Genomic DNA, 14,748 nt, shown 5'->3' with positions numbered 1-14,748 from the left:
GTGGTGCGAGGCCGGAGAAGGGGCGTGGCGCCAGCGCCCCGCGTCATCCATTCCGACCTCGCGGGCGCGCCTGCTCAGGCCTCCGCCGGAACCCGGCGACCCTGGGCCCGGCGTCGCGCGATGCGCACCAGGGGCAGGGCCAGCATCAGCGCCACCAGCGCCCAGGTGCCGAGGGTGATCGGGCCGGACCAGAGGATGCTCAGCTCGCCGTTGGAGATGGACAGGGCGCGGCGCAGGTTCTGCTCCATCAGCCCGCCGAGGATGAACCCCAGCAGCAGCGGCGACAGCGGGAAGTCCAGCTTGCGCAGGATGTAGCCGAAGACGCCGATGCCCACCATCAGGAACAGGTCGAAAGTGGTGGCGTGCACCGCGTACACGCCGATGGCGGTGATGATCGCGATCAGCGGCACCAGCAGCCAGTTGGGCACCGCCAGGATGCGGGTGAACAGGCGGATCATCGGCACGTTGAGCACGATCAGCATGAGGTTGGCGATGAACAGCGAGGCGATCAGGCCCCAGACGATCTCCGGCTGGTTCTGGAACAGCAGCGGCCCCGGGGTGATGTTGTAGAGGGTCAGGGCGCCGATCATCACCGCCGTGGTACCGGAGCCCGGTACGCCGAGGGTGAGCATCGGCACCATGGCGCCGCAGGCCGAGGCGCCGATGGCGGTTTCCGGCGCCGCCAGGCCGCGGGGATCGCCCTGGCCGAAGCGGCCGCCGGCGCCGGCGAGCTTCTTCTCGGTCATGTAGGCCACCGCGCTGGCCAGGGTCGCCCCGGCGCCGGGCAGTACGCCCAGGGCGAAGCCCAGCAGGCCGCAGCGCAGGTTCACCGTGAACACCCCGGCCGCCTCCCGCAGGTTGAACAGCATGCGCCCGGTGGCTTTCACCGCCGCCTGGCCGTGGTGGGTCTTCTCCAGCAGCAGGAGGATCTCGCTCACCGAGAACAGCCCCAGCACCAGCACCACGAACTGGATGCCGTCGGCCACGTGGATACTGCCGAAGGTGAAGCGGTAGACGCCGCTGTTGGCGTCGATGCCCAGGGTCGAGAGGAACAGGCCCAGCAGCGCGGCGATGAAGGTCTTCAATGGGCGGTCGCCGGCCATGCCGCCCAGGGCGACGATGGCGAACACCATCAGCACGAAGTACTCCGCCGGGCCGAAGGCGATGGCCCAGCGCGCCAGCAGCGGGGCGAACAGCACCATGCCGCAGGTGGCGATGAACGCGCCGATGAAGGAACTCCAGGCCGACAGCGACAGGGCCACGCCGCCCAGCCCCTGGCGCGCCATGGGGTAGCCGTCGAGGGTGGTCATCACCGTCGACGCCTCGCCCGGGATGTTCAGCAGGATCGAGCTGATGCGGCCGCCGTACTCGCAGCCCAGGTACACCGCCGCCAGCAGGATCAGTGCCGACTCCGGTGGCAGCCCCAGGGCGAACGCCACCGGGATCAGCAGGGCCACGCCGTTGATGGGCCCGAGGCCCGGCAGCAGGCCCACCACGGTGCCGATCAGGGTGCCCACCAGGGCGGTGATCAGGTTGTAGGGGGTCATGGCCACGCCGAAGCCCTGGCCGAGGTAACCGAGTGTATCCATGTCAGATCTCCAGGAAACCGAGGATGCCCAGGGGCAGCGGCACGTCCAGTGCCTTGTCGAAGAGCAGGTAGAGGCCGACGCTGAGCAGCGCGGAGCAGCTCAGGGCGGCGCGCCAGCGACCGCCGTACAGGCGGGCCATGGCAGCCCCCAGCAGCCAGCTGGAGGCGATGAAGCCCAGGGGCTCGAACAGCCCGGCGTAGACCAGCAGCAGGCCGATGCAACCGGCCACCTTGAGCAGCGCCGCCCGGTCCAGGGGCGGCTCGTCGGCAGCCTGGCGCAGGGGCACCGGGCGCAGCAACTGCCAGGCCAGGGCGACGGCCATCAGCCCCAGCATGAGCAGCGGGAAGGCCCGGGGGCCTACCGGTTCATAGGAGAACGGAGCGTGGTAGCCCCAGGCGATGGCGGCGAAGGCCAGGCAGGCGATGAGCCAGCCGGCGCTGAACAGGCGTTGGAAGAGCATGGCGAAACCCTCGTGGGCGCGTGGCAGGTAACCGTGGGAATGGCCGGACCGCGGGGCGACCCGGCCGCGCGGATCACTGGATCAGGCCGAATTCCCGGGCCAGGGTCCGGTAGTCGGCCACCTGCTTCTTCACGTAGGCGTCCAGCTCCGCGCCGGTGAGGGCGAAGGGGAACAGCTCGCGCTGGTCCCGCAGACGCGCGAAGTCGTCCGAGGCCAGCAGGGTGTCGAACGCCTGCTTCCACCAGGCGTAGTCCGCGTCGCTCACTTTCGGCCCCAGGTAAAAGCCGCGCACCACCGGCCAGACGATGTCGTAGCCTTGTTCCCGGGCGGTGGGAATGTCGGCCATGGCCGGGTCTTCCAGGCGCTTCTCGGCGAACACCGCGAGGACCCGCATCTGCCCACCCTGGATGTGCGGCATGGAATCGGAGATGTCGGTGCTGCCCACCTGGATGTGGCCGCCCAGGAGCGCCGTGGCGATCTCCCCGCCGCCTTCCAGGGCCACATAGCGCAGGTTGCGCGGGTCGATGCCGGCGGCCCGGGCGACCAGCGCGGTCTGCATCCAGTCTTGGCTGCCGACGGTGCCGCCGGACCCGATCACCACCTTACCCGGGTCCGCCTTCAGGGCTTTCACCAGATCATCCAGGGTGCGGTAGGGCGAGTCGTTGCGTACGGCGATGGCACCGTAGCTGGTGCCCACCGCCGCCAGCCACTTCACCGCGTTCTCGTCGAAGCGGCCGAACTTGCCTTGGGCGAGGTTCAGCAGCGAGCCGCTGGACCAGGCGGTGAGGGTGCCGGCGTCGGCGGGGCGCTGGGCGACCACGGCGTTGTAGGCCACCGCGCCGACGCCACCGGGCATGTAGGTGACGCGCATGGGCTTGGACAGCAGCTTGGCGTCCACCAGGGCGCTCTGGGCCAGCTTGCAGGTCAGGTCGAAGCCGCCGCCGGGGGAAGCGGGGGCGATGCACTCGGGGCGTTTCGGTTCGGCCATCAGGTGGCTGGCGAACAGCAGGGCGGTGCCGGCGAGCAGCAGGCGGGCGAAAGGCAGGGGCATGGACGATCTCCAGGTCGAATGAACGTGCGCGCGCCGGAGCGGCCAGCGCGTCGAGTCTAGGCGATGCGCTCAGCGACGCCGAGGGCGGCGGGCGCGTGCGGGGCGGCGGGCGTGGAGGACGGTCGTCCGCGGGGGACGGAGGGACGAGGCGAAGGCCTGCGTGGACGGAGCGCGGGCAGCGAGTGGCATGTGGTCTTCCTCTTGTTTTTGTGAGCGCCGGCGCAACCACGGGCCGGCGTCTGTGGGGCGGCGCTTGCCACCCGCCACCGATGCTAAGGGCCGAAGCTTTCAGCAAGCTTTCGCCGGCGAATAAAGTCGGCGACTGCGCCGAGGACCTCGTCGCGCCGCTACACTGCGCGGCATCCGGGCCTTGCAAGCGAGAACGACACCGTGCGAATCCTGCTGGTCGAAGACCACCTGCCGCTGGCCGAGAGCGTGGCCCAGGCCCTGCGGGGCGCGGGCTGGAGTGTCGACGTGCTGCACGACGGGGTTGCCGCCGAACACGCCCTGACCAGCGAGGACTACGCCCTGGCGGTGCTGGACGTGGGCCTGCCGCGCCGCGACGGCTTCGAGGTGCTGGCCCGCCTGCGGGCGCGCGGCCGCACCCTGCCGGTGCTGATCCTCACCGCCCGCGGCGAAGTGCGGGACCGGGTGCACGGCCTCAACCTGGGCGCGGACGACTACCTGGCCAAGCCGTTCGAGCTCAGCGAACTGGAGGCCCGGGTCAAGGCCCTGCTGCGTCGCAGCCTGCTGGGCGGCGACCAGCAGCAGCGCTGCGGCGACCTGCTCTACGACCTGGGCACCCGGCGCTTCAGCGTTGGCGAGCGGCCCTTGAGCCTGACCTCCCGGGAGCTGGCGGTGCTGGAGGCGCTGATCGCCCGGCCGGGACGGGTGATGAGCAAGGACCAGTTGGCCGCCCAGGTGTTCGGCCTGGACGAGGACGCCAGCCCCGACGCCATCGAGATCTACGTGCACCGCCTGCGCAAGAAGCTGGAAGGCGCCGCAGTGCGCATCGTTACCTTCCGCGGCCTGGGCTACCTGCTGGAGGCCTCGGATGGCTGAGCGGGCATTCCGGCCGTTCAGCCGCCGCCGGCAGGCGCCGGTGGCCTCGGCCAGCAGCCTGCGCGGGCGCCTGCTGCGGCGGCTCGCGGCGCTGCTGGCGGTACTCCTGCTGGTCAGCGGCCTGAGCGCCTACTGGAACGGCCGGGCGGCGGCGGACATCGCCTATGACCGGACCCTGCTGGCTTCGGCGCGGACCCTGGCCGAAGGGCTGTACGCCCAGGACGGCAGCCTGCGGGCCGACGTCCCCTACGTGGCCCTGGACATCTTCGCCTACGACAGCGCCGGCCGGCTGTTCTACCAGGTCAACGACATCCACGGTCAGCCGATCTCCGGCTACGAGAACCTGCCGCCACCTCCGCCGGGCACGCCGCGCACCGACGATTACCCGGCCCTGGCGCGCTTCTACGATGCCCGCTACCAGGGCGTGGCGGTGCGGGTGGTGAGCCTGCTGCAGCCGGTCAGCGAGCCCAGCGTCAACGGCATGGCGGAAATCCGCGTGGCCGAGACTGAGAACGCTCGTGAGCGCATGGCCCGCGACCTGCTGCTGGATACCCTGTGGCGCATGGGCGTGCTGGCCTTGGGGGCATTGCTGCTGGTGTACGGCGCCGTGAGCGCCGCGCTGCGTCCCCTGGAGCGGCTGCGCGCGGCGGTGGAGGACCGCCAGCCGGACGACCTGCGGCCGTTGCCGGTGCTGGCGACCCAGAGCGAACTGCGTCCCCTGGTGGTGTCACTGAACCATTTCACCGAGCGGCTTCGTTTGCAATTCGAGCGCCAGGCCCAGTTCATCGCCGATGCCTCCCACGAACTGCGTACGCCCCTGGCGGCCCTCAAGGCTTGCCTGGAGCTGGGCCTGCGAGAGCGCGAGCCGACGCGCTGGCTGGCCACCCTGAACGAGGCGGGGCAGGGTACCGACCGGCTGATCCACCTGGCCAACCAGTTGCTCTCCCTGGCCCGCATCGAGAGCGGCGCCCGGGCCATCGCCGAAGGCGGCGCGCAGCGCATCGAGCTGGGCCACCTGGCCCGGGAGCTGGGCCTGGCCCTGGCGCCCCTGGCCCATTCCCGCGGGGTGGCCCTGGCGCTGGAGGCGGAGCGGCCGGCCTGGGTGCAGGGCGAGCCGACCCTGCTCAACGAACTGCTCAGCAACCTGCTGGACAACGCCATGGCCCATACCGAGGCGGGCGGCGCGGTGGTCCTGCGAATCCTGGAGCCGGCGGTGCTGGAAGTGGAGGACGACGGCCCGGGGATTCCCCCGGACGAGCGGGACAAGGTGTTCCAGCGCTTCTACCGGCGGTCGCCACGCTGGGGCGGGGCCGGCCTGGGGTTGGCGATCGTCGGCGAGATTTGCCGGGCCCACCGGGCCACCATCAGCCTGCACGATGGCGCCCTGGGTGGCCTGCGGGTGCGGGTGGCGTTCCCGCCCGCCTGATCAGTGCGCCAGGGCCAGAGTCTGCTGCAGGTCGTCCAGGTAGCGGTCCAGCAGCCCTTCGCGGCGCAGGGCGGCGAGGCCGTGGTTGAAGCGTGCCAGCAACTCGGCGTTGCCGGAGACCCGGCGCGACAGCAGCAGGTGCAGGGTATCCACCCGCAGGGGCCGCGGGTGGTAGGTCAGGCGGGCGCGCTCGGTAACGTCGTATTCGTTGCGCAGCAGGTGCAGGGCGACGATCCGGTCCACCGGCAGCACGTCGATGCGCCCTGCCAGCAACATGTCCAGGCCCTGGCGCTCGCCGCGCATGCGCGCCACCTGCAGGCGCCCGTCGCGCTCGGCCTGCTGGAACGCTTCCCCATAGTCATAGCCGAGGGTGCCGCCCAGGCGCAGTCCCTGCAGGTCGTCCACCGATTGCCAGTCGAAGCGGCGGTCGCGCCGGTGGAACAGCACGTAGCCGCTTTCCAGCACCGCTTCGCTGATGTGGAAGGCGCCCTCGCGCTCCGGCGAGCGCAGCCAGAGGGCGGTACCGGTTCGCTGGCCGCGTTCGGCCATGCGCAGGGCGCGGGCCCAGGGGTGGAACTCCCACTGCACCTCGACGCCTTCGCGGGCGAAGGCTTCCTCGACGATGCGCGAGCCGACGCCATGGTGGGGCAGGTGCTCGCCGAAGTAGGGCGGCCACTCGCCGTTGGTCAGGCGGATGATCTCGCTCCGTGCCGGCAGGGTGACGAGCAGCGCGAGCAACAGGACCCATACGCGCATGCGATTCCCTCCTTGGACGGCGTCCACCGCAGCGGTGGACGCCGGCGATGCGGTGTCAGGCCCTCATTTCAGCATGCTCATGGCCGCCTGCATGGCGTCCGACATGTCCTCGTCGGCCTGCATGTCCACCTGCGGGTCGAGGCCGAGCTTGCTGAACGCCGGGATCTGCGACCAGTCCAGCTGGGTGAACGGGTGCTCGCTGCCCAGGTAGCTCTGCAGGGTCGCCACCTGGACGATGTCCACGTAATCCACCTTGGCCGAGTCGCGGGTGAAGTCCAGGTACTGGCTGGGCACCAGGGCGATGGGTTCGGGGAATTCCCAGGTGCGTAGGATCTTGTCGCCGATGATCGGATGGATCTTCTCGATCACGTGGTTGAGGCTGATGGAATCCGCCAGCAGCTCGTTGTGCTCCTCGGCGTAGGTCAGGATCGGCAGCACGCCGATCTGGTGTACCAGGCCGGCCAGGGTGGCCTGGTCGGGCATCAGCCGGGTGAAGTGGCGGCACAGCACGTGGCTGATGCCGGCGATCTCGGTGCTCTTGTTCCACACCTCGCGCATCTTGCGGTCCACCACGTCGGAGGTGGCCTGGAACATCTGCTCCATGGCCAGGCCGGTGGCCAGGTTGCAGGTGTAGTTGATGCCGAGCCGGCTGATGGCCATCTGCAGGTCGGTGATTTCCTTGTGGCTGCGCAGCAGGGGGCTGTTCACCACCTTTACGATGCGCGCGGTGAGGGCGGCGTCGTTGCCGATCACCCGGGCCAGGGCGGCGGTGCCGATGTTCGGGTCCTCGGCCGCCTCGCGCACCTTCAACGCCACCTCCGGCAGCGTCGGCAGCACCAGCTCATCGTTGTCGATGGCGCGGATCAGCTCCTCTTGGACTTTTTCGGCAAGCTTGCTCATGTCGTAATCCCTTGCTGGGCGAGTGCCCTGTTCAGTGTAGGTCTAGCGCTGGATCTCACGGTCCGCGTCGAGGGTATAGGGCAGGTCCAGCAGCGTCAGGGCGGGCCCGTCAGGGGCGCCGAGGGCGATGCGGCCGTCCGTGGCGGCGTCTTCCTGCAGCACCGCCAGCAGTTCCGGTGTGCCGTCCGTGAGGGCCACCAGGACCACCTCGCCGACGCTGCTGCCGTGCACCGGCGAGAACACCGGGGTGCCCGGCGCGGGCTGCCCGGCGCCGGGTGCGGCCAACCGGTGCAGGCGGCGCTTGAGCTTGCCCAGGTACTGCATGCGCGCAACGATTTCCTGGCCGGTGTAGCAGCCTTTCTTGAAGCTGACGCCGCCCACCGCCTGCAGGTTGATCATCTGCGGCACGAACAGCTCGCGGGTGGCGCCGAACACCTGGCCGACGCCGGCCCGCACCTGGCCCAGCAGCCAGTCATTCAGCGGCGCTTCGGGCAGGTGCTCGGCGAGCCGCGCCAGCAGGGCCTCGCGTTCGTCAGCCGGTATCCACAGCTCGACCCGCTCGGGGTCCAGGCGGATCGCCAGGCAACGGCCGTTCCGTGCAACCTGGCCCGCTTCGGCGGCGGGGTGCAGGCCCAGGTCGTCCAGCAGGGCGTCGGCCTGAGCGACGCCGATGCGTGTCCAGGCGGCGCTCTCGTCCTCCAGACGAACCTTGGAGAACACCGCGTATTTCTTCAGCTCGTCCCGTTGCGCGTCCAGCAGCTCGGCAGCCATGGCCAGGAGGAAGCCGTCGTCTTCGGCCACGATGCGGAAGCTGGTCAGCATGCGCCCCTTGGGGGTGCAGCGGGCGCCCAGGCTACTGTGCGCAGTCCCGAGGTAGTTGAGGTTGCAGGTCACCTGACCCTGGAGGAACTTGCTGGCGTCCGGACCCCGCACGGCCAGCAGGCCTTCGTGGGTCAACGGACAGAAAAACGCGGACTGGGTCATTGCGAGTCGCTGGGAGGAGGGCGAGGCGTCATGATAGAGCCGCCTTCCCGGCTTGTCAGCGGGTGCGGCCCGGCGCACGCCGTCGCTATAATGCCGCCCCACTTCCCTCGGATGCCCGGAGCCCGCGATGGTCGACGCTACAGAACTCAACCGCCTTTTCTGGCACAGCCGCCGCGGCATGCTGGAACTGGACGTGTTGCTGGTGCCTTTCGTGCGCGAGGTGTACCCAGACCTGGACCCCGAGGACCAGGCACGCTACCGCAAGCTGCTGGCCTGCGAGGACCAGGACCTGTTCACCTGGTTCATGCAGCGGGGCGAGTCGGACGATGCTGACCTCCAGCGCATGGTTCGCATGATCCTGGACCGTGTCCAGCCGAAGTGACCGCTTCGAGTGTCACTGGCGCCCTTCGCGGCGCCTGCTGACGCTCTACCTGGCGCTCCAGGCGTTGGTGCTGGTAGCGCTGCTGACCAGCGACCTGCCGACCTGGAGCGTTGTTATAGGCATCGCGCTGGCGCTGCTCCACGGGCTGTGGACGGTGCCGCGGCACGTGGCGCTGAGCGCATCCTCCGCATTCACCGGCCTGCGCCACGAGGGCGAATCCTGGTCCCTCTGGCGCGCCCGGGACGGCTGGCTGCCGGTGCGCCTGCATCCCGACAGTCTGGCGCTGCCGCTCGCCGTGGTGCTGCGTTTCCGGCTGGAGGGCGGGCGCCGGGTCCAGGGCGTGTGCATCCCAGGGGACGCGCTGCCGGCGACGGAACACCGCCGCCTGCGGGTGCGCTTGAGGTTCAGTCGCCGTAGGTGGGCGGAACCAGAATAGTGTCCTGGGGCGGGTCGACCGGGTCCGGGTAATCCAGGGTGTAGTGCAGGCCACGGCTCTCGTGGCGTTGCATGGCCGAGCGGATGATCAGGTCCGCCACCAGCGCCAGGTTGCGCAGCTCGATGAGGTCGCGGCTGACCTTGTAGTTGCTGTAGAACTCGTCGATTTCGCTGAGCAGCAGCCGCACACGGTGCTGGGCCCGCTGCAGGCGCTTGTTGGTCCGCACGATGCCCACGTAGTCCCACATGAAACGCCGCAGTTCGTCCCAGTTGTGGGCGATGATCACGTCCTCGTCCGAATCGGTCACCTGGCTCGCGTCCCAGCTGGGCAACTGCTCCGGCAGAGGCGTCAGGGATGCCTGCTCGAGGATGTCGAAGGCGGCCGAGCGTGCATAGACGAAGCATTCCAGCAGCGAATTGCTGGCCAACCGGTTGGCGCCGTGCAGGCCGGTGAAGGTGGTTTCCCCGATGGCATAGAGTCCGGGGATGTCGGTGCGCCCCCGGGCTTCCACCACCACGCCGCCGCAGGTGTAGTGGGCGGCGGGCACCACCGGAATCGGCTCGCGGGTGATGTCGATGCCAAAGGCCAGGCAGCGATCATAGACGGTGGGGAAGTGCGCCTTGATGAAGTCCGCCGGCTTGTGGCTGATGTCCAGGTAGACGCAGTCCGCGCCCAGGCGCTTCATTTCATGGTCGATGGCGCGGGCTACCACGTCCCGGGGCGCCAGTTCGGCACGGCTGTGGAAGCGCTGCATGAAACGCTCGCCGTTGGGCAACTTCAGCAGGCCCCCTTCGCCCCGCACCGCCTCGGTGATGAGGAAACTCTTGGCCTGAGGGTGATAGAGGCAAGTGGGGTGGAACTGGTTGAACTCCAGGTTGCCCACCCGGCACCCCGCGCGCCAGGCCATGGCGATGCCGTCGCCGCAGGTGCTGTCCGGGTTACTGGTATAGAGGTAGACCTTGGAGGCGCCGCCGCAGGCCAGCACCACGAAGCGTGCGTGGTAGGTATCCACCTCGCCGCTGGCGCGGTCCAGCACGTAGGCGCCCAGGCAGCGGTCGCCGGTCTGGCCGAGCCGGCGCTCGGTGATCAGGTCCACGGCGACCCGCTGTTCCAGCAGCTCGACGTTGGGCCGCTGCCGGGCCTTCTCCAGCAGCGTATTGAAGATGGCCGCCCCGGTGGCGTCGGCGGCATGGATGATGCGCCGGTGGCTATGGCCGCCTTCCCGGGTGAGGTGGAACTCGAAGCCGCCGTCTTCCCGGCCCGGGTCCTCGTCCCGGGTGAAGGGCACGCCCTGTTCGATCAGCCACTGGATGGCTTCCCGGCTGTGCTCGACGGTGAAGCGGACCGCGTCCTCGCGGCAGAGCCCGGCGCCGGCCACCAGGGTGTCCTGCACGTGGGAGTCGACCGTGTCGGTGTCGTCCAGCACGGCGGCGACCCCGCCCTGGGCCCAGTAGGTGGAACCGCTGGCAAGGCTGCCTTTGCTCAGCACGGCGATGCGCAGGTGTTCGGGCAGGGTGAGGGCCAGTGTAAGGCCGGCAGCACCGCTGCCGATTACCAGAACATCGTGCCGATGGTGGTGGCTCATGGTAGGAATCCGCGACAGGACGCTCGCTAGTATATAGAGGGGGGGGACGGCACAATAGCCGGCTGGGTGAATGATGGCGCTCTGGAACTTTCCCCGACCCGGGGGCTCCATAGCAGGTCACCCTTGAACGGGACACGGCTTGTTTTCGAGAGGGCTGGACGGCCTGCATGCTTCGGATCAAGTGAAAATTATGGGTGCAGCAAGATGGAAGTCTGGCTGCGCCGTTTCGTGCAGGATAGAAACCGGTCCTGCAGGAAAGCCTGCTTGGAGGGGAGAACTTTTGTGCAACGCCCGAGTCTATTTTGGCAGTTCGATCTGCTGGCCGGCGCGACAGTCCTTCGACGATAAGGAGGAATGCCGATGCTGACCCAAGAGCAAGACCAACAGCTGGTCGAGCGCGTACAACGAGGTGACAAGCGGGCCTTCGACCTGTTGGTGCTGAAGTACCAGCACAAGATTCTCGGGTTGATCGTGCGCTTCGTCCACGACACCCAGGAAGCCCAGGATGTCGCTCAGGAAGCCTTCATCAAGGCCTACCGCGCGCTTGGTAATTTCCGCGGCGACAGCGCCTTTTATACCTGGCTGTACCGCATCGCCATCAACACGGCGAAGAACCATCTGGTAGCTCGCGGACGCAGGCCCCCAGATAGCGATGTAAGTGCTGAGGATGCCGAGTTCTACGATGGCGACCACGCCCTCAAGGACATCGAGTCGCCCGAGCGCTCGTTGTTGCGGGATGAGATCGAAGGAACCGTTCATCGAACCATTCAGCAATTGCCGGAAGATTTGCGCACCGCTCTAACATTGCGCGAATTCGACGGTCTCAGCTACGAAGACATTGCGAGCGTCATGCAGTGTCCAGTCGGTACCGTGCGCTCCCGTATCTTCCGAGCGCGTGAAGCCATCGATAAAGCCCTGCAACCCCTGTTGCAGGAAGCCTAGGCAGCGGCGACAGCCAAGAGAGGAAACACCATGAATCGTGAAACCCTGCAGGAATCGCTGTCCGCGGTGATGGATAACGAAGCGGACGAACTGGAACTGCGGAGAGTACTGAGCGCCAGTGAAGGCGCGGACGTACGGGCCGATTGGGCACGCTACCAGCTCGCTCGCGCCGCGATGCACAAAGACCTGCTGGTGCCGCGCCTGGATATCGCCGCCGCCGTTTCCGCTGCACTGGCCGACGAAGCCGCACCCGCCAAAGCGTCCACTCCGTGGCGTGGCCTGGGTCGCCTGGCCGTTGCAGCCTCGGTAACCGTGGCTGTGCTTGCCGGTGTTCGTATGTTCAACCAGGACGATGTCGCTGGTGCCCAACTGGCCCAGCAAACCGCTCAGCCGGCGTCGTCGTCGGTTGCTGTGCCGCAGGCCAAAGGCCCGGCAGTTCTGGCTGGTTACACCGAGGAAACCACCCTCGAAGAGACGGCTACCAATGTCGAGCAGGATCAATCGGCCTGGCAAGACCAGCGTGTACCGTCCTACATGCAGCAGCATGCCCAGCAAGCCGGTGACAAAGGTGCCAATGCCGCCCTGCCGTATGCCCGCTCCAACAGCATGGAAAATCGCTGATACGTAGGAAACTCGATGCGTGCGCTTCCGTTGTTGGCTGTCTTCGGTGGCTGGCTGGTACAGTCGGCCCATGCTGCCGAAGCGCAGGACTGGTTGCAGCGCCTGGCTTCGGCCGAGCAGCAACAGAGTTTTCAAGGTACTTTCATTTATGAGCGCAACGGAAGCTTCTCCACTCATCAGATCTGGCATCGCGTCGAATCGAGTGGAGAGGTGCGTGAGCGCTTGCTCCAAGCCGACGGTTCTTATCAGGAAGCGATCCGAGTTGCCGGTCAACTTCGGTGCGTAAGCGGTGATTCTGCCGTCATCGCAGGGGCGATCGAGCAGACGCAGACAAAGAACGCCTCTTTCAAGTCGCTGGGAAATTGGTACGACGTTCAGGTAACAGGAGCGTCACGCATCGCCAATCGTGACACCGTCGTTCTGGCGTTGACCCCTCGCGACCCTTATCGCTATGCCGCCGAGTTTCAGATCGATTCTCAAACTGGGCTGCCATTGAAATCCATCTTGTTGAACGACAAAGGGCAGATGCTCGAGCGACTTCAATTCGTCCAAGTCGATATAGGCGATGTTGTGCCTTCGATGCTTCAACCGTCCGCAGCCTGCAAACCGGTGAGTGTTGCAGCGACTCCGCCTTCGAAAGATGTTACTCAGGCCTGGCATTCGGACTGGCTTCCCCCCGGTTTCACTCTGAAATCAACGTCTCAGTCTCCCAGCTCGGTAACCCAAGATCTGGTTGATCGTCTGACATACGATGACGGTCTCAGTGGATTTTCCGTTTTCTTCGAGCCGTTGCATGGGGCTCAGGTTGAGACGTCCCATAGCCAATTGGGGCCGACCGTAGCGGTGTCGAAGCGTATTCCAACGGATGAAGGTGGCGTCATGGCTACCGTGGTCGGAGAAATCCCGCTGGGGACTGCCGAGCGTATCGCATTGTCCATGCGCGCGGGCCCCGGGGATAAACGTCAGGCGACGCCTTAGGCAATGATGTTTCACGGTATCGTCCGGGCGGATGGCCGTCCGGAATGGGCGAGTGGAGCAGTGCCACTCGCCGTGTGCTGGCTCAGGGCGTCCTGCCCGATTCGAGCCTTTCCTCGTTGTGTAACGGGAGCTTTCCATCAATGTTCAACCTCAAATCCTACCTGACGGCAGTCGCCACGGTGCTCCTGCTGGGTCAGACCTTGAGCGCCCGGGCCGATCTGCCGGACTTCACCCCTCTGGTCGAGGAAGCCTCGCCCGCAGTGGTGAACATCAGTACCCGACAGAAGCTGCCGGATCGCATGTCCGCCAATGCCCAGGGCATGCCGGACCTGGATGGCCTGCCGCCGATGTTCCGCGAGTTCTTCGAGCGTGGCATGCCGCAGGCACCACGCAACCCGGGCGGCCGCCAGCGTGAAGCGCAGTCGTTGGGCTCTGGCTTCATCATCTCCCCCGACGGCTACGTGATGACCAACAACCACGTGGTGGCCGGTGCCGACGAGATCATCGTCCGCCTGTCCGACCGGAGCGAGCTGAAGGCCAAGCTGATCGGCGCGGATGCCCGTACCGATGTGGCGCTGCTCAAGGTGGAAGGCAAGAACCTGCCCACCGTCAAGCTGGGCAAGTCTGAGCCACTGAAGGTGGGTGAGTGGGTGCTGGCCATTGGCTCGCCCTTCGGCTTCGACCATTCGGTGACCGCCGGTATCGTGTCTGCCAAGGGCCGTAACCTGCCGAACGAGAGCTATGTCCCGTTCATCCAGACCGACGTCGCGATCAACCCGGGTAACTCCGGGGGGCCGCTGTTCAACCTGAAAGGCGAAGTAGTAGGGATCAACTCGCAGATTTTCACGCGTTCGGGCGGTTTCATGGGCCTGTCCTTCGCCATCCCGATCGACGTGGCGCTCAGCGTGTCCGACCAGTTGAAGACAGAAGGTAAAGTAAGCCGCGGCTGGCTGGGCGTGGTGATTCAGGAGGTCAACAAGGACCTCGCCGAGTCCTTCGGCCTGGAGAAGCCAGCCGGCGCCTTGGTTGCCCAGGTACTGGAAGACGGCCCCGCCGCCAAGGGTGGCCTGCAGGTGGGCGACGTGATCCTCAGTCTCGACGGCAAGCCCATCATCATGTCTGGGGACCTGCCGCACTTGGTCGGGGCGCTCAAGCCGGGCGCCACCGCTACCCTGGAAGTGGTGCGCGAGGGTGCTCACAAGGACCTCAAGGTCACCATCGGCAACCTGCCGGACGATGACGACGACGTGGCCGGTCCCGGTGCTACCCAGGGTGCCGAGCGCAGCAGCAATCGCCTCGGGATTTCCGTGGCCGAGCTGACCGGCGAACAGCGCCAGGCCCTGGACATCAAGGGGGGCGTGATGATCAAGGACGTTCAGGATGGCCCGGCCGCGCTGATCGGTCTGCGTCCCGGCGACGTCATCACTCACCTGAATAACCAGGCCATCGATTCGGCCAAGACCTTCACCCAGATCGCCAAGGATCTGCCGAAGAATCGCTCAGTGTCCATGCGCGTACTGCGTCAGGGCCGGGCCAGCTTCATTACCTTCAAGCTGGCGGAATAACCGCTGCCAAC

The 14,748-nt window shown here is 67.2% G+C and carries 15 protein-coding genes; 8 read left to right on the top strand and 7 right to left on the bottom strand.

Annotation, left to right across the window (positions count from 1 at the left end; genetic code table 11):
- Nucleotides 1-74: 74 nt before the first annotated feature.
- From FM069_RS05535 to FM069_RS05525, 3 genes are all read right to left on the bottom strand, one after another.
- Nucleotides 75-1,589 (bottom strand): tripartite tricarboxylate transporter permease, encoded by a 1,515-nt coding sequence (locus tag FM069_RS05535; RefSeq protein WP_143487289.1) that lies wholly within the window; start codon nt 1,587-1,589, stop codon nt 75-77.
- 1 nt (nt 1,590) lies between these two features.
- Nucleotides 1,591-2,049: a tripartite tricarboxylate transporter TctB family protein gene (locus tag FM069_RS05530; protein ID WP_143487288.1), complete on the bottom strand. Its 459-nt coding sequence runs from the start codon at nt 2,047-2,049 to the stop codon at nt 1,591-1,593.
- A 73-nt stretch (nt 2,050-2,122) separates the two neighbouring features.
- Nucleotides 2,123-3,100 (bottom strand): Bug family tripartite tricarboxylate transporter substrate binding protein, encoded by a 978-nt coding sequence (locus tag FM069_RS05525; protein WP_143487287.1) that lies wholly within the window; start codon nt 3,098-3,100, stop codon nt 2,123-2,125.
- 390 nt (nt 3,101-3,490) lie between these two features.
- Between FM069_RS05525 and FM069_RS05520 the strand changes: the two genes are divergently transcribed.
- Both FM069_RS05520 and FM069_RS05515 read left to right on the top strand, forming a co-directional pair.
- Nucleotides 3,491-4,162: a response regulator gene (locus tag FM069_RS05520; protein WP_143487286.1), complete on the top strand. Its 672-nt coding sequence runs from the start codon at nt 3,491-3,493 to the stop codon at nt 4,160-4,162.
- 40 nt (nt 4,163-4,202) lie between these two features.
- A complete protein-coding gene (locus tag FM069_RS05515) occupies nt 4,203-5,588 on the top strand; it encodes a sensor histidine kinase (RefSeq protein ID WP_143487414.1) in 1,386 nt (461 codons plus the stop codon).
- Here FM069_RS05515 and FM069_RS05510 read toward each other — a convergent pair whose 3' ends face one another.
- The 3 genes from FM069_RS05510 to ygfZ all read right to left on the bottom strand — a co-directional run bounded on the left by FM069_RS05510 (nt 5,589) and on the right by ygfZ (nt 8,408).
- A complete protein-coding gene (locus FM069_RS05510; protein WP_143487285.1) occupies nt 5,589-6,344 on the bottom strand; it encodes a substrate-binding periplasmic protein in 756 nt (251 codons plus the stop codon).
- Nucleotides 6,345-6,407: 63 nt separating this feature from the next.
- Nucleotides 6,408-7,244, bottom strand: coding sequence for an HDOD domain-containing protein (locus FM069_RS05505; protein ID WP_143487284.1), 837 nt, complete (start codon nt 7,242-7,244; stop codon nt 6,408-6,410).
- A 42-nt stretch (nt 7,245-7,286) separates the two neighbouring features.
- Nucleotides 7,287-8,408: a CAF17-like 4Fe-4S cluster assembly/insertion protein YgfZ gene (gene ygfZ / locus FM069_RS05500; protein ID WP_143487283.1), complete on the bottom strand. Its 1,122-nt coding sequence runs from the start codon at nt 8,406-8,408 to the stop codon at nt 7,287-7,289.
- Between ygfZ and FM069_RS05495 the strand changes: the two genes are divergently transcribed.
- Together FM069_RS05495 and FM069_RS05490 are read left to right on the top strand one after the other, a co-directional pair.
- A complete protein-coding gene (locus FM069_RS05495) occupies nt 8,356-8,610 on the top strand; it encodes an FAD assembly factor SdhE (RefSeq protein ID WP_143487282.1) in 255 nt (84 codons plus the stop codon). The two genes, ygfZ and FM069_RS05495, sit on opposite strands and share 53 nt — an antisense overlap.
- The gene (locus FM069_RS05490) at nt 8,594-9,046 is read left to right on the top strand and encodes a protein YgfX (RefSeq protein WP_143487281.1); all 453 of its coding nucleotides are present in this window, start codon (nt 8,594-8,596) and stop codon (nt 9,044-9,046) included. The genes FM069_RS05495 and FM069_RS05490 overlap by 17 nt, the downstream gene beginning before the upstream one ends.
- Here the strand turns inward: FM069_RS05490 and nadB are convergent.
- Nucleotides 9,015-10,631: an L-aspartate oxidase gene (gene nadB / locus FM069_RS05485; RefSeq protein WP_143487280.1), complete on the bottom strand. Its 1,617-nt coding sequence runs from the start codon at nt 10,629-10,631 to the stop codon at nt 9,015-9,017. The genes FM069_RS05490 and nadB overlap by 32 nt on opposite strands.
- A 360-nt stretch (nt 10,632-10,991) precedes the next feature.
- On the opposite strand from nadB, the gene rpoE reads away from it, so the two are divergent.
- The 4 genes from rpoE (at nt 10,992) to FM069_RS05465 (ending at nt 14,737) form a co-directional block, all read left to right on the top strand.
- Nucleotides 10,992-11,573, top strand: coding sequence for an RNA polymerase sigma factor RpoE (gene rpoE / locus FM069_RS05480; protein ID WP_143487279.1), 582 nt, complete (start codon nt 10,992-10,994; stop codon nt 11,571-11,573).
- Nucleotides 11,574-11,603: 30 nt separating this feature from the next.
- Entirely contained in the window at nt 11,604-12,194 is a 591-nt protein-coding gene (locus FM069_RS05475; RefSeq protein WP_143487278.1) for an RseA family anti-sigma factor, read from the top strand.
- A gap of 15 nt (nt 12,195-12,209) precedes the next feature.
- Complete coding sequence (locus FM069_RS05470) at nt 12,210-13,172, top strand: MucB/RseB C-terminal domain-containing protein (protein ID WP_143487277.1); 963 nt, start codon at nt 12,210-12,212, stop codon at nt 13,170-13,172.
- A 140-nt stretch (nt 13,173-13,312) separates the two neighbouring features.
- Nucleotides 13,313-14,737: a DegQ family serine endoprotease gene (locus FM069_RS05465; RefSeq protein ID WP_143487276.1), complete on the top strand. Its 1,425-nt coding sequence runs from the start codon at nt 13,313-13,315 to the stop codon at nt 14,735-14,737.
- Nucleotides 14,738-14,748: the final 11 nt, after the last annotated feature.

This window comes from Pseudomonas mangiferae (genome assembly GCF_007109405.1).
Classification (GTDB): Bacteria; Pseudomonadota; Gammaproteobacteria; order Pseudomonadales; family Pseudomonadaceae; genus Pseudomonas_T; species Pseudomonas_T mangiferae.
Note: the sequence above shows the minus strand (reverse complement) of the source record. Positions and strands in the feature narration are given on the sequence as shown.